At 47.2% G+C, this 25,043-nt stretch carries 18 protein-coding genes; 15 read left to right on the top strand and 3 right to left on the bottom strand.

What is annotated here, in order from left to right:
• The 10 genes from ACK8P8_RS21025 (at position 1) to ACK8P8_RS20980 (ending at position 13,416) form a co-directional block, all read left to right on the top strand.
• On the top strand, positions 1 to 1,530 hold the full coding sequence (locus ACK8P8_RS21025; protein ID WP_410026306.1) for a RagB/SusD family nutrient uptake outer membrane protein: 1,530 nt from the start codon (positions 1 to 3) through the stop codon (positions 1,528 to 1,530).
• Between the two features lie 12 nt (positions 1,531 to 1,542).
• A complete protein-coding gene (locus ACK8P8_RS21020; protein WP_410026288.1) occupies positions 1,543 to 2,502 on the top strand; it encodes a hypothetical protein in 960 nt (319 codons plus the stop codon).
• 91 nt (positions 2,503 to 2,593) lie between these two features.
• Positions 2,594 to 3,679: a TlpA family protein disulfide reductase gene (locus ACK8P8_RS21015; protein ID WP_410026287.1), complete on the top strand. Its 1,086-nt coding sequence runs from the start codon at positions 2,594 to 2,596 to the stop codon at positions 3,677 to 3,679.
• 11 nt (positions 3,680 to 3,690) lie between these two features.
• Positions 3,691 to 4,482, top strand: coding sequence for a hypothetical protein (locus ACK8P8_RS21010; protein ID WP_410026286.1), 792 nt, complete (start codon positions 3,691 to 3,693; stop codon positions 4,480 to 4,482).
• Entirely contained in the window at positions 4,482 to 5,561 is a 1,080-nt protein-coding gene (locus ACK8P8_RS21005) for a redoxin family protein (protein WP_410026285.1), read from the top strand. Before ACK8P8_RS21010 ends, ACK8P8_RS21005 begins: the two co-directional genes overlap by 1 nt.
• Positions 5,562 to 5,573: 12 nt before the next feature.
• Positions 5,574 to 6,422 (top strand): TlpA family protein disulfide reductase, encoded by an 849-nt coding sequence (locus ACK8P8_RS21000; RefSeq protein WP_410026284.1) that lies wholly within the window; start codon positions 5,574 to 5,576, stop codon positions 6,420 to 6,422.
• A gap of 40 nt (positions 6,423 to 6,462) precedes the next feature.
• Positions 6,463 to 8,088 carry a S8 family serine peptidase gene (locus ACK8P8_RS20995; RefSeq protein ID WP_410026283.1) on the top strand — a complete coding sequence of 542 codons (1,626 nt, stop codon included), beginning with the start codon at positions 6,463 to 6,465 and terminating at the stop codon, positions 8,086 to 8,088.
• A gap of 15 nt (positions 8,089 to 8,103) precedes the next feature.
• A complete protein-coding gene (locus tag ACK8P8_RS20990; protein ID WP_410026282.1) occupies positions 8,104 to 9,267 on the top strand; it encodes a retropepsin-like aspartic protease in 1,164 nt (387 codons plus the stop codon).
• Positions 9,268 to 9,678: 411 nt separating this feature from the next.
• Positions 9,679 to 11,820: an endo-beta-N-acetylglucosaminidase gene (locus ACK8P8_RS20985; protein WP_410026281.1), complete on the top strand. Its 2,142-nt coding sequence runs from the start codon at positions 9,679 to 9,681 to the stop codon at positions 11,818 to 11,820.
• A gap of 114 nt (positions 11,821 to 11,934) precedes the next feature.
• Complete coding sequence (locus tag ACK8P8_RS20980) at positions 11,935 to 13,416, top strand: hypothetical protein (protein WP_410026280.1); 1,482 nt, start codon at positions 11,935 to 11,937, stop codon at positions 13,414 to 13,416.
• A 65-nt stretch (positions 13,417 to 13,481) separates the two neighbouring features.
• Here ACK8P8_RS20980 and ACK8P8_RS20975 read toward each other — a convergent pair whose 3' ends face one another.
• On the bottom strand, positions 13,482 to 14,390 hold the full coding sequence (locus tag ACK8P8_RS20975; RefSeq protein ID WP_410026279.1) for a DMT family transporter: 909 nt from the start codon (positions 14,388 to 14,390) through the stop codon (positions 13,482 to 13,484).
• A 222-nt stretch (positions 14,391 to 14,612) separates the two neighbouring features.
• Between ACK8P8_RS20975 and ACK8P8_RS20970 the strand changes: the two genes are divergently transcribed.
• The 5 genes from ACK8P8_RS20970 (at position 14,613) to ACK8P8_RS20950 (ending at position 21,910) form a co-directional block, all read left to right on the top strand.
• A complete protein-coding gene (locus tag ACK8P8_RS20970) occupies positions 14,613 to 17,267 on the top strand; it encodes a transglutaminase domain-containing protein (protein ID WP_410026278.1) in 2,655 nt (884 codons plus the stop codon).
• Positions 17,264 to 17,725, top strand: a complete 462-nt coding sequence (locus ACK8P8_RS20965; RefSeq protein WP_410026277.1) for a GNAT family N-acetyltransferase — start codon at positions 17,264 to 17,266, stop codon at positions 17,723 to 17,725. The genes ACK8P8_RS20970 and ACK8P8_RS20965 overlap by 4 nt, the downstream gene beginning before the upstream one ends.
• Positions 17,726 to 17,835: 110 nt before the next feature.
• Positions 17,836 to 18,987: an MFS transporter gene (locus ACK8P8_RS20960; protein WP_227215301.1), complete on the top strand. Its 1,152-nt coding sequence runs from the start codon at positions 17,836 to 17,838 to the stop codon at positions 18,985 to 18,987.
• An 81-nt stretch (positions 18,988 to 19,068) separates the two neighbouring features.
• Positions 19,069 to 20,163, top strand: coding sequence for an ROK family protein (locus tag ACK8P8_RS20955; RefSeq protein WP_227215300.1), 1,095 nt, complete (start codon positions 19,069 to 19,071; stop codon positions 20,161 to 20,163).
• A 241-nt stretch (positions 20,164 to 20,404) separates the two neighbouring features.
• Entirely contained in the window at positions 20,405 to 21,910 is a 1,506-nt protein-coding gene (locus ACK8P8_RS20950; RefSeq protein ID WP_227215299.1) for a glutamine synthetase family protein, read from the top strand.
• Positions 21,911 to 21,987: 77 nt separating this feature from the next.
• Here ACK8P8_RS20950 and ACK8P8_RS20945 read toward each other — a convergent pair whose 3' ends face one another.
• Both ACK8P8_RS20945 and ACK8P8_RS20940 read right to left on the bottom strand, forming a co-directional pair.
• Positions 21,988 to 24,078: a M3 family metallopeptidase gene (locus ACK8P8_RS20945; protein ID WP_410026276.1), complete on the bottom strand. Its 2,091-nt coding sequence runs from the start codon at positions 24,076 to 24,078 to the stop codon at positions 21,988 to 21,990.
• 421 nt (positions 24,079 to 24,499) lie between these two features.
• On the bottom strand, positions 24,500 to 25,018 hold the full coding sequence (locus tag ACK8P8_RS20940; RefSeq protein ID WP_410026274.1) for a calycin-like domain-containing protein: 519 nt from the start codon (positions 25,016 to 25,018) through the stop codon (positions 24,500 to 24,502).
• Positions 25,019 to 25,043: the final 25 nt, after the last annotated feature.

Below are 25,043 nucleotides of genomic sequence, written 5' to 3'. Positions count from 1 at the left end.
ATGAAAAAGTTATTGGTAATATTATGCGCGGGTTTATTAGCCGCTTGTTCGGATTTCTTGGAACCCAAATCGCAAAGTGAATATATCCCGAGAGAAGCTGCTGCCTTGAATGAAATGTTATTGGGGAATGCTTATATACAAGCGGCAGGAGGGGACGAGGTTATGAATCTGTTGTTGATGTTCGACGATGATATCATGTGTTCGGATTCGGCAGGTGCGATAAACACGATGGTGATGACGGGAGATAATTTTCTGTTATTGGAGAAACTTTATGCGTGGCAGCCGGACATTTTTATACAGGAAGGTTCTTTGATGTATCAAACCCCTTGGGACTGGTTCTATTCTTATATCTTGGGGGCGAACGCGGCGTTGGATTACATTGATGGTGTTTCGGGAACCGATGATGAAAAAAATATCGTGAAAGCTCAGGCTTTCGCTTTGCGCGGTTACTATTATTTCCAGTTGGTAAACATGTGGGGAGCTCCCTATAACTATGACAAGAAAGCATTGGGGGTACCCTTGAAAGTGACCAGTGCGTTGGAAGCGAAAGAACTTCCTAGGAACACGGTTGAAGAAGTGTTCGCTCAGATTTTGGCGGATTTGAATGAAGCCGAGAAATCATACGAGAAATTGCCCAAGGAACAACAATACCGGAAAGATTACAGAACCAGTTTACCCATGGTGCAATTATTGAAATCCAGAGTTTACCTGTACATGGAGGATTGGAAAAATGCGGCTATTTACGCGCAGAAAGTGATTGATGAGTGGGATTTCATGTTGACAGACCTAAACTCTTTGCCCCAGAAAACGACGGCACAACCGTATTATAATTTTATTTCGCAAGATTGTTCGGAAGTGATTTGGGTGTTCGGGAAGATAGATAAATTTGTGAATTTAGTGAAGCAGGAAATGATATTTCCCGACCCTTATAAACCGGGACAGAACTTAGAAACTAATTTCTTTAATGCTTCTTCCGGGTTGCTTGACGCTTTCAAAGCCGGGGACCTTCGCAAAGAGAATTATATCGTGCGTTCTCCTTACACCGATTCCAAAGATAACCAGCATCTTGGCGGATACGCCCCTTACGGGAAATTCGCGGTGAACTATGCCCATGAACCTATAAGCAACACGAACTTCGCTCACGCGTTTCGGTTGGCGGAAGCCTATTTGAATTTGGCAGAGGCTGCCGCGTTGGATAAGGATGAGAAAACAGCTAAACAAGCATTGGAAACATTGTTGGAGAAGCGTTTTGTGCCGGGCACGGTTTCGGTGACGGAAACGGGAAACGCATTGATTGAACGTGTCCGTTTGGAAAGACGGTTGGAATTATGTTTCGAGGGACATCGTTGGTTTGACCTGCGTCGCTACGGGATGCCGTCCATCACCCACGAGTGGAAGAGTAACGGACAGGTTATCAAGTGTTACACGCTGAAGGAAAAGGACCCGTTCTACACGTGGCCTATCCCGCAGGATGTGATGGAAGATAACAGAAAGTTGGTACAAAATCCGTTACCGGAAGTAAGAAATTAAAGAGAATATGCTATGAAATGGAGATATTATTTATATAGTTTGTTAGGCTGCGTCTTGTTTTTTTCCTGCTATAATGAAGATACATTGACAGACGACGCGAGTGGCGAAGATTTAGTTCGGTTTGAATTCCCTCAAGGCACGAATTCGTGGGATGATGACGTGGTGGCAATCAAAGAGAAATTCAACGTGTGTATTATTTACAAGGATTTTCAAGCGTCTGATTTAAATCGGACGTGGACGGGAAGTATTGGAAGCCAGACCTATTTTGGCGAGGGATTAAAGAGTGACGAACAAGCGGAGTTCATGATTAGTTTCATGAAAAACCATGTTTTTGCCTATCTGAACCCGGCGATTACTCAAAAGGTGTTTCCGATGTATTATTACATGGTTTATGATTGTCATGCTCCATTCGTGTTTGGACCTTACAATTTGAAAGCACCCATGAAAAATATTTTTGACGGGATGGATTACTGGTCGCTTTGTATGTTTTACGGGGAATCGGACCCCACGTCGGATATGTTCTATGGCAGACTTGAAACTCCGGAAACCCCGGAAGATTTTTGGGAGTGGAGAGGAGTTATCTTGTATAAAATTTTAGAGAAAGCCTATGAAAAGGGGAATATAATTATGCCGGAAGAATTTCAAGCAGGGATAGACTATAAAACAGAGGTTGAATCCGACCCGGGAACAGAGGGAAATCCCAATTATTACGCTAAACGAGGTTTCGCCGGTTCATCGGTTTCTTTCTTAAGGCTGGATGCGTTGAAGAAGATTGAATACACCAACCCGAGTAAGAACTTTTTCGCTTACATACATTTGGGTATGAGGTACACTTCGGAAGAACTGGAAGCAAAGCATCCGAAAGCAAATAATCCCTTGTTGTGGGAGAAACGTCAATACGTTCTTAATTACATGAAGACTAAATACGATTTGGATTTGGAGGCGATAGCTAAAATTCCGGCTATGAATTAATTATCAAAAAAAATATTTCAAATAATGGAACTGTCTAACGTTTCTCTTGTTAGACAGTTTCCACTCTAGTATTGATTAAAAAATGTATTGTATGAATTATTGGTATGTAAATTTACTGGGACTACTCTTTTTTATTTTCCCGTGCAGCGGGAATGCTCAATCCCGGACTTCATTGCAAGATGAGGTAATCAAAGAATGGAACAACTACAGTCTTGAGGGAGCCACCGTAGAATCGATTTTAAAGCAGAGAGCGGCTGTGGAGAAAACGATTCTTGCTCGTGACAAGAAAGATGAAATGGCACGTGTTGCCAATCAAGTGAAGGCAATAAATCTGGTTGCCGATTATTATAGACAACACAGGGACGCCGGTGTGAATAAAAGTGCGTTACGGAAAGTATTGAAAGGCGTACGTTTTGATTCGCGGGAGTTTTTGGCACTTCCCAATCTTGAAAGAAACATAAATACTTATTTCAACGTGAAAGCCTTGGCGGACGGTTACGAGGCATCCCGGATTTTAGGCGATAAACGGGATGAATTGGAGTACGAAAAATACAAACAAATACTGGAATCCCGAAATTCCGATTTGATATTGTCTTATTTTGCAGGGATTAGGAGTGATTTTATTCTCAACTACACGGAAGCACTGAAAAAAGCCCGCCCCCTATTCGAACAATATATGCCGGAGGGAGAATTAAGGCAGTTGGTGATGGATTTGTATGCCGCGAAGGAACGTTTGAGTTCGGGAAAGGATGCTCCTCTCTTTACTTTAATAGACTATAAAAGACAAGAGCACTCTCTTCAAGATTTCAGGGGTAAAATATTGATAATCGACGTGTGGGCGACTTGGTGTGGAGGATGTATCCGTAAATTACCTTATTTTATGAAAGTTGCGGAGAAGTATAAAGACCGTGCGGACGTGGAATTTATCACGATATCCATTGACGAGGAGGGCAAATTCAATCATTGGAAGTACTCTTTGCCAAGATACAAATTGTTAGGAGTTAAGAATTTGATTGCCTTCCCGAAATCGACACCCTTTCAGGACGATTATGACATACACGGTATTCCCCGGTATATCATAATAGATAAAGACGGGAAAATAATTGATACCGATGTTCCCGGTCCGGGCTATGGTTTCGAAGAATTTGTGGATAAATTATTAGGTAGTTCAATTTAAGCGTACGAGGTATGAATAATAGTGTAAAGAAAGTCGTTTTGCTAGTCGTTGCTGTTTTTGCTTTCATGAGCGGTTGGGGACAAGCGAACGTGTTGGAACAGCAAAAGAAAGAATTCGAACAGGGAAAACGTGATATCGATTTTTTGGCGTCTTATATCGCTAATTTAAAAGAGAGTAAAGAGCGTCAGGCACTGAGTCGGGCATTGGATAGTTATATCGTGCTCTTGCCCGAGGAACAACGGTACGCGGAACAAAGTGTACAGGATTTTATCAGTTACATCGATTATCAGGAAAGTCAGGTTTGTCTGGATTATATCAAGAATTGGGATAAACTCCGTTTGAGTGAAGAACAGGTGAAACAGATGAGTTCCAAGATGGAAGTGATGATTTTATGGCCGGTGTTTCATTGGATGACTTCTCCCGCCGAGAAAAAGCCGGCACAACCCGATTGTGAGGAAATCGTGTTATTATTGGAAAACAACAACGTGGCAGCCGTGTCCCCGACTTGTAAAACTTTGTTGGAAATGTGGCAATTATACAAGCGGAAAGATATTGATAAAATGGTGAAATTATTCGTTGGAATGCTACAATCCGGGGGGACTGTAAGCGGGATAGTAGACATCGGAGTGATAGGTTATTTAGTGAATTATCTGTTGGAGGAAACAAACGTGTCACAGGCACAGGAAATACAATCTGCCTTGGAAAACCTCTTGAAGGACGATTCATTGGAAAGAGCTAAAGCCAGTTTACTGAAAGGATGGAATGATGATTTTACCGGTAAAATCTTGCTAGGAGAAGAATAATGAAAATAGGGATTATTTTTATCATGCTGTTGTGTATCGGGTGTTCCGGTACACAACAATACTCCTTCTCGATTCGGGGAAACGTGGAAGGTGCCAAATACGGCAAAGCATTCTTGTTGACACCCAAGGAAGAAGTCATTTGTTCCACGAAAATCGATGGAGGTGATTTTGAATTGCGGGGAACTTTGGAAGAACCCGGGCAATATGTATTGAGAGTGAACCGGCAACAATTCATGTTCTTCATGGATGGAAAGAAAATGCGAATAGAGTGCCCCTATCGTTCTTTCTCGTCCAAGTACTTGAAAGGAGCTCCGGCAAACGATTTGTCCATAGAGTATGGCAAACTCCAAGAAGACTATACAGCAAAGCAAGAGCGTTTTTTAAAAGAATATAAAAAAGCAATGGATACCGGGAATCAAAAAGCGGCAGACGAGGCGATGACTCAAGTGCTGTTAGTTGGAGAATCGGAATTTGTCCTCACGAAAGAGTTCGTGCGTGAGCATCCTGATAATATCTTTTCGGCTTACATTTCGGAGAAAGCGGGGAGAGAGAATTACACGAAGGCAAAAGAGTTGTACGAGTTGCTGACTCCCCGGGCACAACAATGTTCATGGGGACGTCTGTTGAAACAGCATCTTGACGGTTTGGCAGCGTCCGCCGAAGGACTCGTGTGTCCGGAATTTACCGTGTCGGATGAGGATGGTAATCTGGTTACAATGAGTTCCTTGAAGGGAGATATTCTTGTTCTCGACTTTTGGGCATCTTGGTGTGGTCCGTGCCGTCAGGAGATGAAAAGTTTGAGAGAACAATACAAGGAGTTCAAGGACAAAGGCGTACGTTTCGTGAGCATCTCTCTGGATGCCTCTTCGGAAAAATGGAAAGAAGCGTGCAAGGAAGAGAACATTCCTTGGCTCAGTACTTTGGCGGATGGCGGATGGGATGATTCCGAGGTGCGAAAACTGTTCGGCATACAATCTATCCCTCACATCATACTGGTTGGCAAAGACGGGAAAATCGTGGGTAAGAACTTGCGTCGCAATCTTTTGCGGGATAAAATCATCGAGTTGTTGAACAAGTAAATGGTACTCTAAATGGGAAAAAAATTATTGATACAATTTATGATTGTATGGGGAGTTTGTGTGTCCGCTTATGCACGGGAACAACAAGCTTCTGACACGAGTACGGTCGTGAAAATGAATCTCGACACCCCGGATTTGGAATCGTTGCGGGAACCCGAAATCATTCGCCTCGTGAATAGAGTCTTGGCTCTCAAGGAACCCAAGTTGGACGTGATGGGGTGTGCCACGTGGGTATTATATAACATCCGGAGCGAGCGAGTGAGAGAATGTTACGTCATGTGGGCATTAGCTGAAAAATTGGATCGAGGGGATAACACGTTTATCGAGCATATTTTCACGGATATGGATTTGTGTTCCGTGTCTGAAAAATTGATAAATAGAGCCCGGGAATTGGTAGCCTTGTACGAACCTTTGCAACCCGGAAAGGATGCCCCGGACTTTGAACTTGAGGCGAGCGACGGGAAAAACGTTCGTTTGCACGATTTGCAAGGGAAACCGTTATATATAGAGGTGTGGAAACTTGATTCCGCGAATTGCCGGAAAGATTTGGCACGTTTGGAAGAATTGAAGTCGGAACATAAAAATGTTCAGTTCGTGACGGTGGTCGTTGAACCTCTGGGTAAGAAAGAAGCTTGGAAACAATTTTTGAGGGACAACGGACACGAGGGCAAAGGTATTCATCTCTTTGCCGACGAGAACGCTGCTTTCTGCAAGGCATATCGTATTAAGTCCATCCCCCGCTGTATATTGTTTGACGCGAAAGGGAAATTCCTAATCCCGTGGAGTGTATCACCGGGGAACGAGTATTTCCCCTATTTCCTTTCTATGTTGAAACAGCAACAGGGGGATAAAATGAAGTAATTAATGTATTAAATAATTAATGTATTAAATAAATAGAGTGATGAAAATAAAGAAATTATTCGGGAGCGTGTTGTTCATGTGTGCCGTGTTAGTGGCAGAAGCACAAACTCCTGTCGATTGGCACTTGTTGTCGCCTGCCAAAGACAAAGTTTACGGGGCAGGTATTTTAGAAGCTTACCGCGAGCTGGAGAATACTACTCCAAAGCGAAAAGTGGTAGTGGCGTTAATTGACGCAGGCTTTGACGTGCAACACGAGGCTTTGGCTAACGTCTTGTGGCGAAACAAGAAAGAAGTTGCCGGGAATGGAAAAGACGACGATAAAAACGGGTATCGTGACGACCTGCATGGTTGGAATTTTCTAGCGTCCCCTGACGGTAAGTTAATCGAGAGGACTTCCGATGAAGCTTTCCGGCAGTTCTTGAAAGTGAAGGAGCGTTTCGATGAACTTCACGGGAAGGAAAGAAGTGATGAAGAAAGCAACGAATACATCGGGTATCTTAAATTTGCAAAGAACAGTCAGTTAGTATCTTTGTACATAGGAGCAAGTTTTAATTACAATATAGCTAAAGGCGTCGAAGAATTAGATCGGCTGTTACGGGAAAAATGTCCCGATCGTGAACCTACATTGGAAGATTTTGCAGCCTTGAACCCGATAGTGCAACAATCCGGTGATACGCTTCAGAAAATCGCCTACAATACTTATAGTATAATATGGAGCTTCGGGAATCAAAATAGGAAATGGGATGCCCTGTATCGAAATCGCTACAGAAGCAGTGAGGCACAGCGTCAGGAGTGTGAAAAAGCGTGGGCGGCGCTGGTCGACGAGAGGAGTTTGGCGAACGATGATTTCAATACCCTGTCAAACAAATATTACGGGAACCACGACTTCCTTTCTGCTGCAGCCGACGAGGGAACAGCCGTGGCGGGCATCATTGCCGCCACACCCGGTGTCGCCAAGGGGATAAAGGGAATTTCCGATCAAGTGGAATTGATGCTTATCCGTGCCGTCCCCTCCTCCGGTGATGCGTATGATAAGGACATAGCTTTAGCCATTCGTTATGCGGTAGAACAAGGAGCGGATATCATCAACATCAGTTTCGGGAAATACATGTTGGACAACCCGAAATGGATAGATGACGCTATTGCCTATGCCGAGAAACACGATGTATTGATTGTGCATTCCGCCGGCGATAACTATCGTGACACGGAGAAAGACCCGTATTTCCCGGTGGCACAAGGTCAGGGGCGTAAACATGCGTTCTCCAATATAATCACGGTCGGAGCCTCCGATATGGAGGGAAATCCTTATATCAACAGTAATTACGGGGCAAGCAGTGTCGATGTTTTCGCTCCCGGCGTGCAATTGTACACAACGGTTCGCGGGGATAACTATCGTAAAGTGACGGGTACGAAAATAGCAGCTCCGGTAGTCACCGGTATCGCCGCCATGTTGAAATCTTATTACCCATCGCTCAAAGCCTCACGAATAAAGGATATTCTAGTGCGTACCGCCCGGCAGACGCCCTCTGCCACGGTTCCCTTCCCACACGACCCCACTCAAGGCGGTGTGCCGACCGGGAGCTATGACCAATTATGTGTATCGGGAGGTATAGTTAATGCCGTTGCCGCTGTTCAACTGGCACGTGAGATTTGTAAGGGAAAGTAATTAAAAATATTCAGTATGAAATTCAAACAATTATATATTAGTCTGTTGGTCGTGAGTCTTGCTTTTTCGTGTTTCACGACCAAGGCAGAAACTCCTGCCTTTTATGTAGAAGTGCCTTACACGACCATCAACGGAAAGATTATCATTGAAGCGCGGGCAGAAGGCGTCCCGGGAAAATTTATTTTTGACACGGGTGCACCTACTTATATCACCTATTCTCTGGCTCGGCGTCTTTCTTTAGACGCCACAAGCACGCAAAATATTCTGGATGCTCACAATCAGTCGATGACTTTGGAGAAGACACAATTGAAAAGTTTGTCCATGGGGATAAAGCCGGGAATTAATATAGAAGAAATTCCGGTCACGATTATGCCTGAAGGTCATCTTATCGAACAATTCGGCGTGGATGGAATGATTGGTTGCGAGTTATTTCCGGGGGCAGTCGTGCGTATAGATTCTCGTCAGAAAAAGATAATTATAACCGATAACATTTCCCCTTTCCGTATTAATTTGAGGAATCGTTTGCCGTTGCTCCACGTGCAAGGGCAGATACCGTTTATAGAATTGAACGTGGGAGCGGGGGTGATAGAAACGGTTATGTTCGATAGCGGTTCGGGAGCTTTCTATGAAATGACCACGGCGACCGCATCGGAAGCTCTTCGGGAGAATGCCGCTGCTTTGCAATCCAAGGGATACGGTAGTAGTGGTATCGGTATGGCGGGGGCTGCCTCTGCCGGCGAACATAATTTGATTCGTTTATTTGAGTTGCGTGTCAGCACGGGACGTTTCCGGAATATTGTCACGGAATCGATGGATGCACCGTGTTCCCGTTTGGGTTCACAATTATTGGACTACGGTACGGTGACGATTGATTACGCCTCGAGCGCTTTTTATTTTGAGCCTTTTGAATCGGCACCTCAAGATTTGTACAAGAAAAGATGGAACGTGGATTTCACCGTGGCGAATGGTCACGTCGTGATTGCTTGCGTTTGGGGAGAATTGGTAGAGAAGATTTCTCCGGGAGAACGTGTTTTGAAGATAGACGGGGAACCCGTCGGGGAGGTAAATGTCGCCGATGCCTTGCAATCTTCGATAGTGAAAATTAAGAACGAGAAAGCTGTTATCACGGTTTTACGACAAGATGGAACGGAAGTTGATGTCGTTATTGAAAAGAAGTAAATAGTAGATATATTTTTAAGGGGCCGCATGAATGTTTTTTAATGCGGTCTCTTTTTTTTGTACTAATTGAATCTTTTTTCTCATGACTTTCAGTAGAGATAAGTTAAATAATTATAATTAATGATGTATATTAATTATAGTTTATTGGTATCATCTCCCATTCAACTCCTATTCAACCCCTATTTTAAAGGTCAAAAAATAGGATTTAAATTAAAATTGAATAATATTTACATTGTAGATAATTCCTGTGATATACATGATTGATAACCTTAAAATAACTGAATTGGGGAGTAATAATATTTTAACGGGAACTCAAACCTAATAGACGTTTTGATTTGGTTGAAAATTTTATTCAATCATTAAATTATTTCGCTACTTTTGAAACCTTGTGTAACGTGTATTATTATTTGTATGAGGAAAGTAGTTTGTAGTATTTTGTTTATCTGGCTATTCGTGAGTACTTATGGTCAGCGTACGGAGGATATCCGGTGGAACCCGTCGAACGGGATGAACTTCGTGGAGTTTCTGGAAATGTGGAAACCGGGAATGCCTGTTAGTGAGGATGATAATTTTTTCATTTCACGTGTGAAACTGAAGGAGCGTTTCGAGAACGTGAAGACGCAGGTGCATCCGGAATTGAGTATGGAACGGCAGTTGTGCTGGTGGACACCCATGGGGGACGGTAAGAAACAATGGAAATCGTTTCCCCGCAACCAGTTCGAGGCGGATAATTTCAGTATGTGGCAGTACGTGGATATACACGGGAATTGGGGGGACGGTTGGTTCCGGGTTCCGGGGGTATTCAATGATGCGGCACATAAAAACGGGGTGCGTACGGGATGCGTGTTGTTTATCAACTGGGGAGAATCGGTTCGGAGGCCGGGTAACCGGGTGTACGATCTCTTCGTTAAATTGACGGAGAAAGATGAATACGGGCGTTTCAGATACGCGGAGAGGTTGATTCTGTTTTTGAAGTATTACGGGATTGACGGTATCGGTATCAATCCGGAAGGAATGTGGAGTGCCGATATCGCTTCGGAGGTACAGGATTTCTTCGCGGAATTGCATGTGCAGGCGAGAGTGCAGGGATTGAAGGGTTTTCATATTGATTGGTATGATAGCAACGATAATAACGGACGTTTGGGTTTTGGTCAAAACGCTTTGCAGAACCGTAACCGGGATTGGTTCCAGAAAGGGAATCGTGTGGTGTCGAATATGTTTATGCTGAATTATAATATTGATAGTTACGGAGGTAATAGGGACCCGATGGGTGAATCAGCTCGCAATGCCGTTGCCTACGGGAGAAGTTCGTATGACGTGTACGCCGGGTTCTACCTGAGAGGACGGGGACTTTCCAGTTATGATGTTGAACCTCGTGAAGGAAAGGGATGGGAAGTGTTGAAAGACAAACCCGTGTCCGTCTGCCTATGGGGGGAGCACGAGAGGAATAATATTCATAATGCTTCCTACGAGTACGGGGAAGATTCGCTTACCGTGCAACAGACTTATTTGCGTAAACTGGAATACTTTTTCACGGGCGGGACAAGAAATCCGGTGAATGCGCCTGCCGTGACCAATACAATTACGACGGTGAACGAGAAGGATATGCAACGTTTCCATGGGATATCGACTTTCTTTCCGGCACGAAGTGCGATACGGGAACTCCCTTTCGTGACTCGTTTTAACTTGGGGAACGGGTTTTTCTTTAACAAGGAAGGGAAGACGGTCAATACATTGGCTTGGTACAACATCGGGATGCAGGATTGGATGCCTTCTTGGCGTTGGTGGGTAACGGGACGGGACGAGCGTGTCCCGGGGGATGCCGTGCGATGTGATTTCGTGTTCGAGGATGCTTGGTTCGGGGGCTCGTGCTTGAAATTGCACGGGGCGACGGGGTATTCCAAAGTTCGTTTGTTCAAGACGGATATACCGGTTGACGGGCATGTAGAATTGGCTTTTACTTGTAAAGTGAAGGGAAGTGACGATAGTCACTTGAAGGTGATTCTTTCGAGGGTAGGGACGGAGGCGGAGTTTATTGAAATTCCGGTAAGGCAAGAAGTGAAGCCGGGGCAATGGCAGACGATAAGATGTAAGTTAGGAGATTACGGGATACAGGCGGGGGAAAGAATCGCTTGTATTGGTCTGGTGGTAGAGAATACGTCGGAAGACTACGAGGTTTTTATCGGAGAGTTGTCTTTAATCGACCCGCGGGTCAAGTATAATCCTGTACGTCCGGATATTTCGGCAACGAAGGTTATTCGGGAATACAATGATTCTCTGGATTTTAAACTGGCATGGGATGTAATTCCCCTTGTGAACCGCGAGAAGGATATGCCCGTGATGAACGAGGCGGTGGACACATGGTATTATGAGGTGTACGTGAGGGAATCGCCGCGTGGGAAGGCTCGGTTGGTGGCGACGACTACTTCGTGGGCGGCGTACGTGTGTGGCGTGCCTGTTTTGCTCGGTGGCAAAGGACTTTGGCTGGGAGTACGGGCAGTGGCACCCGACGGGAAACGAGCGTCTAAGATTACATGGGAGAGAGTAAAATAGGAATCGTGTATCGATTTTAACGTAAATTTAACCTATCCTGCGGAGCAAGGAGGGGGATAGATGTTTATATTTGGAAATTAATTATTTTGTGTTTTATATATTATTTATTGCGAGATGAAACAAATTTACCAATTATCAATTTTATTGTGTTTGATGATTTCGGTGATTCCGTCATTTGCCCAGAAGAAAAAGGGGGGCGGTAATACCCGAAACGAGTATGTTGTGTTGGCATCCAAAGACGTGCAGAATGATGCAGCTTGGATGCAGGTTGTGGATGCTTTGAAAAACAAGCATAAAGCGGAGGTTTTCTTTTACGAGAAAGCTCCCCGGGAGAATCTGGCAGATCTTCAACGGGTGCGTCCCCGTTACGTGGCAATCGTGGAGAAACCGGAGAACTTGGGACGTGATTACGTGATAGATATGCATCAAGTGAGCCGGGAAGTCGACAATGATATTTTTGCCGATTTCTTGTGGGGTATTATCACGGGCTATGATGCGGATGCGGCAATGAAAATGGTGAACAACAGTACGGAACCTTTGTTGGTGAAAGATGCTGTTGCCACGATCATGGAGTTGAATAGTGCGAAATGGTTTGATAATTACGCTTGGGTTGACGATCATAGCCGCGGGCTTTGGGGCGAGAAGAAAGGTAGAGACGCGAAAGTGCAGACCGCCCAGATAGACCCGAAGACCGTCTTGAAGAAATTCACGGATATTTACGCCGAGTATAATCCGGATTTGGTAGTGACTGCGGCTCATGCCACGGAGAGAAATTTGGAAATGCCTTACTCGCTTGGAAATATTTTGGCGAAGAATGGTAAATTGTATGCGCGGGATCATTTTGCCAATACCACGTGGGATTTGAAAGAAAGTGGGAAGCGTAAGGTATATTTTGCCGTGGGTAACTGTTTGATAGGGAACGTGAACAACACGAAGGAGAGTATGGCTATCGCTTGGATGAATAGCGGTAACGCCGCTACCATGATCGGCTACGTGGTAACTACTTGGCACGGTCGTAACGGTTGGGGTGGTCTGAAATATTGGGTTACCAACCCGGGACGCTATACTTTGGCTGAGGCAATATACATGAACCAGCAGGATTTCCTGTACCAGCAAAACGAGTGGTATCCTTCTTTGATCAAGGAGAACTATAACTTTGAAGGGAGTGAATTTGCGATTGGCAAGAGAAGAATCAAAGAGGTGATGGGTCAGAGGCCGACAATGGATCAGATCGGTTTTTGGCATGACCGCGATGTGTTGGCGTATTATGGCGATCCGAAGTGGGAGGTACGTTTGCAGGAAGTTCCGGGAGAAACGGATTTCACGGTAACTTCCAAGGTAAAAGGAAAGAAATGTATTATCAAGATCAAGACAAACGAGAATTTCAGTCTGGAACGCATGAAGGGGGATAAGTTCAAACAGGAACACGTGTTGGATTTACCCTTCAACTATTTCTTCCCGGCGCGTTTGAACAATCCTCGTCTGGCTGCCGGACAGGACTGGAAGGCTGTCGTGGACGAGAATTTTCTGATTATTTATGACCCGGATTTCAAACCGAATTCGACTTACGAAGTGGTGTTGGATATAGATAAATAAGGATTAGAGATAATTTTGTAAATGTATGGAGTGGCAAAAAATAGACCTTTTTGCCACTTCTCTTTTTAAGGGAACCGTGTCTTGTTCCTGAAGGTCGGGAATCCCTTTTCCGCGATATATACCCCGCAGATAATCAACAAGGCACCCCCGATGGCGATAAACGTGACATGCTCGTGCAAGATGACGGCGGAGGCGATGAGTGTGACAAGCGGGGTAAGATAGATGTAATTGTTTGCCCGGATACCTCCCAGTACTTTCACGGTTTTATTCCATGCGATGAAGCAGATAAAGGAGGCGACGATACCTAAGAATAGAAGGTTGCCCCACACTTGCGGTGTAGTAAACACTTCCGCATTCCAGTGTAACGGGTAGAAGTGGAACATGGGTAGTAACGTGACCAGCCCGTAGAAAAACACTTTACGGGTGATAAACACTGTCGGGTAAGTGTCTAGTTTTTTCAGTATAATCGTGTAGAACGCCCAGCACAACGCGGCGGCAAGTGTGAGTAAATCCCCGATCGGTTTTACTTGCAGCACGATGCTCCCGTTGAAAACGACAAGCACCACTCCCGCGAGAGCCACGAGGGACCCCCATGCGAATGATTTCTTCAGCTTTTCCCCCCGGATAAACATGCGTGACAGTAAGGCGGTCAGGATCGGTGCCGTGCATAGTATGATTGACACGTTGGATGCCAGCGTGTAGTCGATGGCGATATTCTCTGTCACGAAATAGAGTGAACCGCCTGTGATACCGGAAGCTATGAATAATAATTCATCTTTCACGCTGTTTGCCCACAAACGGCGATGTTCCAGCACGCAAAGAAGAATGTACGCGATGGCGAAGCGGTATAGCATAATTTCAACCGGTGTCAGTCCGTTATTTAACAGTACTTTCGTGGACACGAACGTGACTCCCCAGATGGAGATGATAAGGAAAGCGGATATATGATATAGCGTGTTAGATGTGGGTTTCATTTATTGCATAAATATTTGTATTAAATGGATGCAAATGTATAAAAGAATATTGATTTCCCGTAATATGTGCGAAAAAATATGATGCTACTCTTTTTTGTTGTCTACATGGGGTAGTTGTAATATATTGAAAACGTGAAAAAGAATCGGATTGAGCGTTCGTGTGTGAAAAATGTTGCATCCACGGAACTTTTTCTTAACTTTGAAATGTTAAATAGAAATACCATGAAACAAATTGTTGTCGTTTGCCTGTTCACGTTGCTGGTGTGCGCTTGTGAGAGGGAAGAACATTTTATAACCGATGCCGTCTACCGTGAAATGGTAGAGGTTGATTTTCAACAGAAAAAAGCCGTGTTCGGGGAGGCTGACACGGTACTGTTCGACGTGTTTAATACCGAAATGACTCTCGCGGAGCGGGAGGCGTTGACTTTCCTCTACGCTTATTCGCCGCTCGTTGATATTTCCTTGTCGGGCGGGGAGTTCTTGCTTGACAACGTGCGTCTGGCATTCCGGGCACGTGAAGAGATGCCGTGGGGAGAAAAGATACCGGAACATATTTTCCGGCATTTCGTGCTTCCGGTGCGGGGAGGTAAAGAGAATCTTGACACGGCGAGAGCGGTGTTTTTCAATGAATTGAAAGAACGGGTTGCCGCTTGCGGGAACATGGAGCGGGCGGCGTTGGAGGTGAATCACTGGTGTCACGAGAACGTGATTTATCGACCGACGAATGCGCGCACGTCTTCGCCTCTTGCCACGAGGCAGCGGGCTTACGGGCGGTGCGGGGAAGAGTCCGTGTTCGCTCTGGCGGCATTGCGTGCAGTGGGGATTCCCGCGCGGCAGATATACACGCCCCGTTGGGCGCATTGCGATGATAATCACGCGTGGATAGAGGTTTGGATAGACGGGGAATGGAAGTACTTGGGGGCATGCGAGCCGGAACCGAGGCTGAATATCGCGTGGTTTACCTTGCCCGTGCAGCGAGCGATGTACGTGGAGGCGGAAGTGTTCGGGAAATACGAGGGGGAGGAGGAGATCGTGTCAACGAATGAGAACAGTTCGGCTGTAAACGTGACTTCCCGTTACACCCGTGCGGCGAGAACCGTGGTGCAGGTGAAAGACACGGCGGGGAATCCCGTGGAAAACGCTAAAGTGGAATACAAGATATTTAATTACGGGGAGTTCTATCCAGTGGTGACGCTCCATTCCGATGCGCGGGGAGAAACGCACCTGACGTTGGGAGAGGGGGATGTCGTGGTTTGGGCAAGTCGGGGCGCTCGCTTCGGGGTGGTGCGGTTCCCCGTGAACGAACGGGACACGCTCGTGGTGACGTTGGATAAGCGGGAGGGAGAACTCTTCTCCGCTGAATTTGAGTTGGTTCCGCCCGTGCAGCGGGATATCGAGGCGTTGACTTCGGCGGGGGAGAGAGCCGAAAACGATTGTCGTTTCGTGCGCGAGGATTCTATCCGGGATGCTTATGTTGCCGCTTTTATGACACCCGGAGAGGCGCACCGCGTGGCGACGGAATTGGGCGTCGACACCGCTCGTTTTGCCCGGTATATAAATGTTGCGCGAGGCAATTATCGGGAGATAGAACGCTTGTTCCGCTTGTCGGGGGATAAGGAACGGGCGATGGCGCTGCTGGATGTCGTGGCGGAGAAAGATTTGCAGGATACCCCCGCTGACGTGTGGCTCGACCATTTGGAAGGGACGAGGGATTTCGAGGAGGATGCCCTTTTCCGGGACTACGTGTTGAACCCGCGGGTTCAGAATGAATTGATAACGGCTTTCCGGCAACCGATTCGGGCGGCGTTGGCACGTGAAGGGGTACTCTCGGGCGGGGATACTCTCGGGCGGCGTGCTATGGCGGAACGGTTGTTGCGATATATCGAGCGAACGCGAATCGTGAACTATCCGGCCAAGGTGGCTACCCCGCCTGTCGGGGTTTTGAGGGCGGGAGTGACTGATGGGCTTTCCCGGGATATTTTCTTCGTGGCGCTTTGCCGTACAGTGGGGATTCCGGCTAGATTGGGGGCAGTTTCCGGTAAGGCGGAATGTTGTTTGGACGATATGTGGTACACGGTGAATTTTGCCTCGGACCAAGCCATGCCGAAAGGGAAATTTATGCTCCATTACTCCGGAGCCCCGGTCGGGGACCCGAAATATTTCTTGAACTTCACGATCGGGAAGCTCGAGAACGGCGGGGTACGCGTGATTGACTTGGGAAGTAATGCCGATGTCGATATGGGGGCAGGCGCTTCTTACAGTAAGATATTCGCCGCTCCCGTGGAACTGGAAGCGGGTTATTACACGCTCTCTACCGGTAATAGACGGAGTGACGGGGCGGTGATGGCGGGATTGACAACCTTTCGCGTGGAAGCGGGTGAACAGACTGATGTCGAGTTGCGGATTCTTCCCGTGATGGAACGGGTGGAATTGGCGGGACACGTTGCGTTGCCCTTGGCGTTCACGCCGGAGGGGGCAATGTCACCGGGGGACATATCTTTGCCCCGGCAAGGCTACACGGCTATTGCGGTGGTGGAAGCCGATAAGGAACCGACCAATCATCTGTTGCGTGACATGGGCAGTATAAAGGACGAGTTGGAACGGTTGGGTGTCCCGCTCTATGTCGTGTTTAAAGATAAGGATAATTTGCAAAAATTCCGTCCTTCCGATTTCCGTCCGTTCCCCGCGGTGATACGCTGGGGGCATGACAGCGACGGGAAGTTGCTCCGGCGTCTGGCAGAAGGATTGCAACTCCGTGACACGGGCAATCTCCCGTTGGTAGTTCTCGTGAATGACAAGGGGGAAGTGGCTTTCATGTCAAGAGGGTATCGCGTGGGATTGGGTACACAGATTATGAACGTGATGAACCGGAAATGATGCAGATAAATATACGCGCTTTTGATGTAGAGGACGCGGAAGCGGTGTCCCGTTTAATTAGGAAAAATCTCGTGGAGGTGAATAGCCGGGATTATGACGGTGCGGTGATTGATTACATGTGTCGTTTGTTTTCTCCGGCGTACCTGCGGGAGTTGACCGCCGGACGTGTCATGTTCGTGGCGGAGGTGAATGGTGTCGTGTCGGGTACTGTTGGGTTGGTGGGAGATGAGGTATGTGCCCTTTACGTGGCGCCGGATGCTCACGGGCAGGGGATTGGCGAGCGGTTGATGCGACACGCGGAAGAGGTCGCCTTGGAGCGGAATATTCACGTGCTGCATTTGTCGGCAAGTCTTACGGCGGTCGGTTTTTACGAGAAGATGGGATATGTCGCCCGGGAAAGGGAGGAGTCCGAGTATTTCGGCCCCGCTTATATCATGACGAAATTAATTGAAAATTGAAAACGAGAAAACGTTATCTCTTTTCGAGGTTCTCTTGTTTCAACTTTCAATTGAATTCCGTACATTAGACGCCTCTTTTGTGGAATTTTGTATGTGTTAATTTATATATTATGAAAGAAAAGTCTGTTAGTGTAAAGGCTTTATTGCCTGTGTTATTCGGATTCTTCATCATGGGATTTTGTGACGTGGTGGGAATTTCCGTCGGTTTTGTAAAGAAAGATTTTCAATTGAGTGAGACGGTGGCGAACTTTCTCCCCTCTATGGTGTTCCTGTGGTTTTTGTTGCTGGCTGTCCCTGCGGCAATACTGATGAACCGTATCGGGCGGAAACGAACCGTGTTGGTGAGTATGTTTATTACTATCGTGGGAATGTTGATTCCTTTCGTCGATTACAACATGATTACCTGTTTCGTGGCGTTTGCCCTTTTGGGAATCGGTAACACGATCCTGCAAGTGTCGTTAAACCCGCTTTTGACAAATGTCGTTAAAGGTAACGTGCTTGCCAGTTCGCTCACGGCGGGACAAGTACTTAAAGCGGTTTCCTCGTTCTGTGGACCCTTTATCGCTGCTTTTGCCGCTTCCGTACTGGGGAATTGGCAGTATCTGTTCCCGATATTCGCGGGATTGACACTCTTGTCGACGTTCTGGCTTATGGCGGTGCATATCCGGGAAGAGGCTCCGGAACAAGCGTCTTCATGGGGTGCGACGTTCGGGTTGTTGAAGGACAGGACGATTTTCCTGCTATTCCTCGGAATCGTGTTCGTGGTAGGTGTCGATGTGGGTACGAATATGGTTGCTCCCAAGTTATTGATGGAACGATGCGGTTTTACCGAGATCGAGTCCGCGGTGGGGCCGAGCACTTATTTTGCGTTCCGTACTATCGGTGCGTTTATCGGTACGTTCTTGTTGGCACGCGTGGCGGGTAACAAGTATTTCCGGGTGAATATCCTCGTGGCTATTGCCGGATTGCTCGTGTTATTCTTTGTCAGCGGACAATACGCTATCCTCGCTTTGATCGCCTTGATAGGTTTCACCTGTTCCAGTATATTCTCGCTCGTGTTCTCCATGGCTATTCAAGCACGTCCGGAGAAAGCGAACGAAATATCGGGTCTTATGGTTACCGGAATCTTCGGGGGTGCCGTGGTGCCGCCGCTTATGGGATATCTTACCGACCTGCTCGGTAGTCAGGCAGGGTCGCTTTTCGTGATCCTCGGTTGCCTCTGTTACCTGCTTTACTGCTCGTTTGGGATAAAAACTAAATAATTTTTGATTGATGATTTATGATTTTCGATTCTCATGTTGTAGTCATAAATCGTCAGTCTTAAATCATAAATATAGAAAGTTATGTACCAGTTTGATAAAAGAATAGTGATGACGTTGGATGCCGGGGGTACGAATTTCGTGTTCTCTGCCATACAGTCCAACGCGGAAATCGTGACGCCGCTCACGTTGCCTTCCAACGGGGGGGATTTGGATAAATGCCTCGCGACGATGGTCACGGGGTTCGCCGCGATCAAGGAAAAGCTACCGGAAGCCCCCGTGGCAATCAGCTTCGCTTTTCCCGGTCCGGCGGATTACGTGAACGGGATTATCGGTGATTTGAAAAACTTGCCGGCGTTTCAAGGGGGAGTGGCGTTGAAAGCCTTTTTGGAACGGGAGTTCGGTATACCCGTGTTTATTAATAATGACGGTGATCTTTTCGCTTACGGGGAGGCGTTGGCGGGAGCCTTGCCGGAGGTGAACCGGATATTGCAGGAAGTGGGCAAAAACAAGGTGTACAAGAATCTGATCGGCATCACGCTGGGAACCGGGTTCGGGGGTGGTGTCGTGCGGGATCGGGAACTGTTTCTCGGGGATAATGGTGCTGCCGCCGAGGTATGGGTACTGCGTGACAAGCGGGAACCCCGTTACGGTGTGGAAGAGGGTATCTCTATACGGGCTATTCGGCGGGGATACGCTCGTTTGTCGGGTGACACACGTGATTTGACACCGAAAGATATATTCGATATTGCCGAGGGTACGCTTGACGGGGACGCGGAGGCGGCACGTGAGGCTTTCGCCCGTTCCGGGGAAGTGCTCGGGGAAGCTATCGCCTCGATGAACGCCGTGATTGACGGTATTGTCGTGATCGGTGGCGGTATTATCGCGGCTCATAAGTATCTGATGCCTGCCGTCATGCGGGAGTTGAACGGAAGCTTGTGCATGTATGACGGCTCCCCGGTCGATCGCATGGAAATGAAGGCTTTCTTCTTGGATGACCCGGCGGATCGTGAGGCATTCCTTGCCCCGACTACCCGGCAGATTATCATTCCGGGTACGACGGAAACGGTGGATTACGATCCTGTGAAACGTGCTGCCGTGGTGATAACGAGATTGGGTACAAGCAAGGCAATCGCTTTCGGGGCGTATGCCTTTGCGTTGAATGAACTGGATAAATGAGTTTATAATGTTTATAAAGTTCATAAGGTTAATAAAGTTTATAACATGACATAAGCTTGTAAATCTTATGAACTTTATAAACTTTTTCGTATATTTGGAACGAACAAGAATTGTAAACTAGAAGAGAGTACATGAACCCTGATTACTTTTTCTGACGTTACTTCCCGGGTAAAGTTGTCGTGATCCCGCGACCGCTCTTTTTATTTTTTATTCTGAATTTTAATTTCTAAATTATATATTTATGAACCCTGATTACTCGTTGAACCCGCACGTTCTGGCGCGGTATCTACAAAAAGAACCGAAGAATTTTACCAAGGAGGACATCATTCGTTACGTGAGAGAGAATGATATAGAGATGATAAACTTCCGCTACCCCGGGGCGGACGGACGATTGAAGACATTAAACTTTATTATTAACAGTATCGAGCATCTTGATAATATCCTTACTTGTGGCGAACGAGTGGACGGATCGAGTCTTTTCCCTTATATAGAGGCGGGTTCGAGCGACCTCTACGTGTTGCCCCGCTATCGCACGGCGTTCCTCAACCCTTTCAGCCAGATCCCGGCGGTAGATATTCTTTGCAGTTTTTACACGAAGGACGGCAAACCTCTCGAAATGTCGCCCGAGTACGCCATGCGCAAGGCTCACGAAGCGTTACGGCAGGTAACGGGTATGGAATACGAGGTGATGGGAGAGTTGGAATACTACGTGGTAACCGAGGTGGAGAGTTATTTCGATATACCCGACCAGCGCGGGTATCACGAGTCGATGCCTTTCTGCAAAGGTCAGGAGTTGCGCGAGTTGGCAATGAAGTACATCGCTTCTACCGGGGGATTGATCAAGTACGGGCATTCCGAGGTGGGTAATTTCACGCTTGATTGCCAGTCGTACGAACAGAACGAGATAGAGTTCCTGCCTACCCGTATGGAAGACGCCGCCGATCAGTTGATGATTGCCAAATGGATACTCCGCACGCTGGCACACGAGTACGGGGTAGACTTGACATTTGCCCCGAAAATTACCGTGGGTAAAGCCGGTAGCGGTTTGCACATCCACACCCGTTTGAGCAAGGACGGCAAAAATGCCATGGTAGAAAACGGTAAGTTGACGGACAATGCCTTGAAGGCGATTGCCGGGTATCTTGATCTCGCACCTTCGTTGACCGCTTTCGGGAACACGAACCCGACATCGTATCTTCGGCTAGTGCCTCATCAAGAGGCGCCCACGAATATCTGCTGGGGAGATCGCAATCGTTCCGTGCTCGTGCGCGTACCGCTCGGTTGGACTAGCGGGGCGACACACATGATGCGTGATGCCAACCCGCTGGAACGCGTGGAAGAACATGATTACAGTAACAAACAAACGGTGGAATTTCGTTGTCCGGACGGTTCGGCAGACGTTTATCTTTTGATTGCCGGACTCGCCGTTGCCGCCCGCCACGGTTTCGAGATGAAAAATGCTTTACAATATGCCCGTGAGCGTTACGTGGACGTGAATATTTTCGACGATGCCAACAAGGCGATAGCCGATAGGTTGAGCCATTTACCTACTTCTTGTCACGAGTCGGCACTCTGTCTTGAACAACAGCGCACCGTTTACGAGGAATATGGCGTGTTCGCTCCCGCTCTGATTGATGGTCTGATCGCCTCGCTTCGAAAATTCAACGATGCTGATCTCCGTGAACAACTCAAAAACGAGGATATCTCCGTGGAGGAATTGGTAGAGAAATATTATTATTGCGGGTAGAGGAGGAAAGGTAAAAACTAAAAGCTAAAAGTTGAGAATAGGAATATACTTTTAGCTTTTAGTTTTTATCTTTTAACTTAATTCAGTCCGCTACGTTCCAGCAAAGCATCAACCGTCGGTTCTTGACCGCGGAAACGCTTGTAGAGTGTCATCGGGTTCTCGGAAGCACCTTTTTCCAGTACTTCACGGCGGAACGATTCGGCAGTGGCACGGTCGAAAATACCGTGTTGTTTGAAATGTGCGAACGCGTCGGCATCAAGTACCTCTGCCCATTTGTAACCGTAGTAACCGGCAGCGTATCCACCGGCAAAGATATGGCCGAAGGCGGGACAGAATGCGGTACCTTTCACGATAGGCATAATCTCCGTGCGTCCCATGGCACGTTGCTCGAAGTCAACGAGAGGCTCGGTAACAGGAGCGGTGATCGTGTGCCATGCCATATCCACCATACCGAAACTCAACTGGCGTTCGCTGGCGTATCCCGACTGGAAATTGGACGAACGTTTGATCTTGTCGATATATTCCTGCGGGATGGTTTCCCCGGTCTGGTAGTGGGTTGCCCACGTGTCTAGCCACTCTTTTTCAAGTGCGTAGTTTTCCATGAATTGCGAGGGCAATTCCACGAAGTCACGGGATACCCCGTCCATGGAAGTCGAACCGTAAGTACATTTGCCGAAGATGCCGTGTAAGGCATGTCCGAACTCGTGGAGGAAAGTGGTTACCTCGTTGAAGGTCAAGAGTGACGGCAGCGTGTCAGTGGGTTGCGTGAAGTTCATCACGAGTGACACGAGGGGACGCTGGTCTTTGCCGTCTACCATCTTTTGCCCGCGGAAAGCGGTCATCCATGCACCGCCGCCCTTGCTTGCCCGCGGGAAAAAGTCCGTGTAAAGCACGGCGAGGAACGAGCCGTCATTATCGTAAACCTCGTAAGTCTTCACCTCGGGGTGGTAGAGCGGAATATTAGTCACTTCCTTGAACGTGATACCGTAAAGACGGGTAGCGAGGTCGAATACACCCCGTTGCACGTTTTCCAGTTTGAAATAGGGGCGCAACATCTCGTCATCGAGAGCGTATTTCTCTTGCATCAATTTATTGGAATAGTATGCCCAATCCCAACGTTGCAGTTCACCTTTCAACCCCTTGGCGCGGGCGTAAGCTTCCACTTCCGCTTTATCTTGCAGCGCGTGGCGGTGCGATGCCTCGTGCAATTGATCGATAAAGTTATTCACGATAGACGGGGTATTTGCCATCCGGTCGGTGAGGGCATAGTCGGCATAGGTCGGGTATCCCAGCAATTTCGCTTTTTCCAGTCGTAGCGCTGCGATACGTTTTACCACTTCCTCGTTGTTATGCTCGTTGTTGCGGTATGCACGGGAGGCGTTGGCACGGTACATCTTCTCGCGCAGGTTGCGATTGTCGGCGTATTTCATGAAAGGTCCCATGCTCGGGTAATGGAGGGTAAATATCCAGCCTTCTTTGCCGCGCTGTTTGGCGGTCATGGCTGCCATTTCCTTCACTCCGTCGGGAAGTCCCGCGAGGTCTTTCGCGTCGGTCACGTGCAACTCGAAATCATTGGTTTCCGCCAGTTCGTTTTTATCGAACGTGAGGCTTAGTTTCGACAGTTCCACGGATATTTCCTTGAACCGTTCTTTGGCATCGCCTTCGAGATTTGCGCCACCGTCGATAAACGCTTTCCACGTGTTCTCCAGCAAGGTCGTTTGTTCCGTGTTAAGATTCAACTTCTCTTTCTGTTCGTGTACTTGTTTCACGCGGGCGAAAAGAGCGGGGTTCATGTATATGGCGTTGCCGTGAGCGGTGAGTTTGGGCGATACGTTCTGTGCGATATCCTGCATCACGCTGTCCGTCAGGCAGGCGTTCAGGTTGAAAAATATACCTGCCACGTCACCCAACCGCTTGCCGGCACCGTCCAGTGCCACGATGGTATTTTCGAATGTCGGCGCTTCTTTCGAGTTGGCGATGCGGTCGATATCCCGTTGTGCTTCCTCGATGGCAGCGTCAAAAGCGGGTTCGTAATGCTCCGCTTTGATCTTGTCAAAAGGGGGCGTCTGGTGGGGTGTGGCGAAGTCCGCCAACAGCGGGTTATCGTTCGTCTTTCCGCAAGATGCCACAAGTAAAATAATTGCAGCCATAGATAATGTTTTTCTCATGTTATATTATATTTGTTATTACTCGAATTTCGGGCACGAAGTTACGAAATAATTGAAAATTGAAAATGGAGAATTGAAAATGATTTACAATGTTTCCAGAACTACCCCAAAAAAGAGGTTTAGAGTTTAGATTGAAGACTTTATATATTTAATCATTCAATCTAAAATAGAGCCTTGGCTCGCGGGAGGCTTCATCATAGACTATTTTTTCCGTGTTTCCTTTTGAAGTGAAGTTTTCACCGAACGAGAAAATAACAGGTCTCGTGCCTGTATAAGTATAAAAAATGTATATTTGCCATATAACAACTAAAAAGAGAAGGTTATGTCAGCTTTTGTCAATCTTTTTATTCACTTTCTTGTATAATTTCCTTGCATATCCGGCGGTCAATTATGGATAAATCTTATCCGGATATGTAGGGAATCACGGGATCGGCAATCTGGTTATTTTCCCCTTGAATACTATTTTAGGCTCCACGACGAAGGGGATGATAGAAACTGTAATATCTAGGGCAAGACTATCGTTCTTGATAGTTCCTTCATGCGTGTAGGACATTTTGCGAGAACCGACGCTGACGTTGCCATTTCCCTTTAAGCTAAAGATGCCGTTGGTAGAGGTAATGGTTGCCGTTGCCGCGTCTACCGTGATGCCGCGCACGGGCATAGTGAAGTCTACCAGCTTGAGGGCGAGCGTTTCGTTCGTGTCCGCCTGTATCTCGATACCGCAGGGAATGGGGCCTTCCGGTATCATGTCTTTGGCTTCAGGGGGTACCATCGCTTTCACGTGGTCGGGTAGCACGATGGTTGCTTCGCCGCGGTACACCCCGGGTAGCTTATCGATATCACCGGTACGGCGGTCGGAACAGCTATTGCAGGAAGTAAATAAAACGGGCACCGACACGAAAACAACCAGCAAGATAGTAAAGAAAATGTTCTTGTTCATGAACTATGGATTTATTTTTGTATTT

Origin of the sequence: Butyricimonas muris (genome assembly GCF_046365375.1) — a bacterium.
GTDB lineage: Bacteria > Bacteroidota > Bacteroidia > Bacteroidales > Marinifilaceae > Butyricimonas > Butyricimonas muris.
This window is presented reverse-complemented; position numbering and strand designations above follow the sequence as displayed.

Bases quoted from the DNA above. Each gene is read 5' to 3' on its own strand.
- ACK8P8_RS21025 (WP_410026306.1), top strand. From the start codon at position 1: ATGAAAAAGTTATTGGTAATATTATGCGCGGGTTTATTAGCCGCTTGT.
- ACK8P8_RS21020 (WP_410026288.1), top strand. From the start codon at position 1,543: ATGAAATGGAGATATTATTTATATAGTTTGTTAGGCTGCGTCTTGTTT.
- ACK8P8_RS21015 (WP_410026287.1), top strand. From the start codon at position 2,594: ATGAATTATTGGTATGTAAATTTACTGGGACTACTCTTTTTTATTTTC.
- ACK8P8_RS21010 (WP_410026286.1), top strand. From the start codon at position 3,691: ATGAATAATAGTGTAAAGAAAGTCGTTTTGCTAGTCGTTGCTGTTTTT.
- ACK8P8_RS21005 (WP_410026285.1), top strand. From the start codon at position 4,482: ATGAAAATAGGGATTATTTTTATCATGCTGTTGTGTATCGGGTGTTCC.
- ACK8P8_RS21000 (WP_410026284.1), top strand. From the start codon at position 5,574: ATGGGAAAAAAATTATTGATACAATTTATGATTGTATGGGGAGTTTGT.
- ACK8P8_RS20995 (WP_410026283.1), top strand. From the start codon at position 6,463: ATGAAAATAAAGAAATTATTCGGGAGCGTGTTGTTCATGTGTGCCGTG.
- ACK8P8_RS20990 (WP_410026282.1), top strand. From the start codon at position 8,104: ATGAAATTCAAACAATTATATATTAGTCTGTTGGTCGTGAGTCTTGCT.
- ACK8P8_RS20985 (WP_410026281.1), top strand. From the start codon at position 9,679: ATGAGGAAAGTAGTTTGTAGTATTTTGTTTATCTGGCTATTCGTGAGT.
- ACK8P8_RS20980 (WP_410026280.1), top strand. From the start codon at position 11,935: ATGAAACAAATTTACCAATTATCAATTTTATTGTGTTTGATGATTTCG.
- ACK8P8_RS20975 (WP_410026279.1), bottom strand. From the start codon at position 14,390: ATGAAACCCACATCTAACACGCTATATCATATATCCGCTTTCCTTATC.
- ACK8P8_RS20970 (WP_410026278.1), top strand. From the start codon at position 14,613: ATGAAACAAATTGTTGTCGTTTGCCTGTTCACGTTGCTGGTGTGCGCT.
- ACK8P8_RS20965 (WP_410026277.1), top strand. From the start codon at position 17,264: ATGATGCAGATAAATATACGCGCTTTTGATGTAGAGGACGCGGAAGCG.
- ACK8P8_RS20960 (WP_227215301.1), top strand. From the start codon at position 17,836: ATGAAAGAAAAGTCTGTTAGTGTAAAGGCTTTATTGCCTGTGTTATTC.
- ACK8P8_RS20955 (WP_227215300.1), top strand. From the start codon at position 19,069: ATGTACCAGTTTGATAAAAGAATAGTGATGACGTTGGATGCCGGGGGT.
- ACK8P8_RS20950 (WP_227215299.1), top strand. From the start codon at position 20,405: ATGAACCCTGATTACTCGTTGAACCCGCACGTTCTGGCGCGGTATCTA.
- ACK8P8_RS20945 (WP_410026276.1), bottom strand. From the start codon at position 24,078: ATGAGAAAAACATTATCTATGGCTGCAATTATTTTACTTGTGGCATCT.
- ACK8P8_RS20940 (WP_410026274.1), bottom strand. From the start codon at position 25,018: ATGAACAAGAACATTTTCTTTACTATCTTGCTGGTTGTTTTCGTGTCG.